Genomic DNA, 1,599 nt, shown 5'->3' with positions numbered 1-1,599 from the left:
TCTTCGCGGTGAAGAAGGACTCCGACTTCACCGACCTGCTGCTGCGCGCCGTCACCGACACCCGCGACACGGACGGGCTCGCCGACCTCGTCGGCGGCTTCGGCAACAAACTGGGCCGCCGCGCCGAACTCACCGCCGAGCGGGACTTCACGGCCGGCTCCGTCGACCTGCTCGGCCGTATCGTCGACGCCACCGACTCCCGGTCCCGGGCCCGCGACATCCACGCCGCCGCCGAGCGCCGCACCCGCACGCTCGCGCGCAGGCTCACGGCCCGCGCCGCCGTCGAGCGGGACCGCGTCGGCGACCTCGCCGAGCGGGTCACCGCCGCGGCCCACACCGTCACCGAGGCGGACGGGGCCCGCGGCCGCAGCGCGCTCATCACCGCCGAACTGGCCTACCGCCACGCCTCCCTGGCCCTCACCGTCGCCGAGAAGGCCGCCGCCGCCCAGCGGCGGGAGCTCAGCGACGCCCGTACGCTCCACTCCGCCTGGCAGGCCGCCGAGAACGTTCTGCGGCACCGCGCCGCGGCCGACCGCTCGGCGCGCGTCGCCGCCGCGATCCGCGAGGCCGAACGCGACGCGGCACCCGCCCTGGCCGCTCGTGCCACCGCCGCCGCCGACCTCGTCCGCGCGCTGCACTCCGCCGCCGCCGACGGCGAGAGCCTGGCCAACGAGGAGGAGGAGCGCTCCGCCGCACTCCAGGAGGCCGGCGAGGCCGCGCACCGCGACGCGACGGCGGCGGCCACCGAGGCCCAGCGCGCCCGCAGCGAGACCGGTCATCTGCGTCAGCGACTCACCGAGGTCGAGCAGGAGACCGCCGAGGCGGTACGGGCCGGCTGGCTCGACGACACCGCCCCCGACGCCGACCCCGCCCGCGCCGCGCTCGCCGCGAGCGACGCGGAGAAATCCGCGGTCGCCGCCTGGGACACGGCCAGGGAGGCAGCGCGCGCGGCCACCGACCGGGCCAGGGAGGCGGCGGCGGCCGAGTCCCGCGCCGAACTGTCCGCCGCGCGCGCCGTCGACGCCGCCCGCGCCGCCGAGCACGAGTACGAGGCGGAGCGCCGTACCGCCGAGTCCATCGCCGAGGAGGAACGCCTCACCGAGCTGCTCGGCCTGCCCGGCGCCCCGGCACGAGCGGGCGTCCCGGGGCCGCGCAGCGCCGCCCGGGGCGGCTCGGACGGCGCGCCGGGCCCCTCGGCGGGCGCGGGGACCGGTACGGCCGCGGAGCGGGGCCCAGGAGCCTCGGGAGGCGCCGCGGGCACCGGCGGCACGGAGCGACAGGACGGCACCGGCACCGCCCTCGGGCAACTGTCCCGAACCGACGGCCCGGACCCGCACACCACCGGCCCGCAGACCGGCCCGCACACCACCGGCCGGAACGCCACAGTGCCGCACCCGGCCGGCCAAGGCCCCCTCACCGCCGAGGAGTTGGACCGGTACGCCGACGAACTGCGCGAACTGCTCGACCAGGGAGTCGCCGCCGCCGAGCGCCAGCTCTTCGATCTGCGTACGGCCGCCGCCGACGACTCCCGCATCCTCGGCGCTCTCGGCGACGGCGGACTGCTGCCACCGGGACCCGACGTGCTGGCCACCGTCGAAT

1 pseudogene is annotated in these 1,599 nt (G+C 78.4%); it reads left to right on the top strand.

Annotation, left to right across the window (positions count from 1 at the left end):
* A pseudogene (locus GXP76_RS35395) lies at positions 1 to 1,599 on the top strand (hypothetical protein); the annotation flags it as partial.

The organism is Streptomyces sp. NP-1717 (assembly GCF_022695985.1).
Classification (GTDB): domain Bacteria; phylum Actinomycetota; class Actinomycetes; order Streptomycetales; family Streptomycetaceae; genus Streptomyces.
This window is presented reverse-complemented; position numbering and strand designations above follow the sequence as displayed.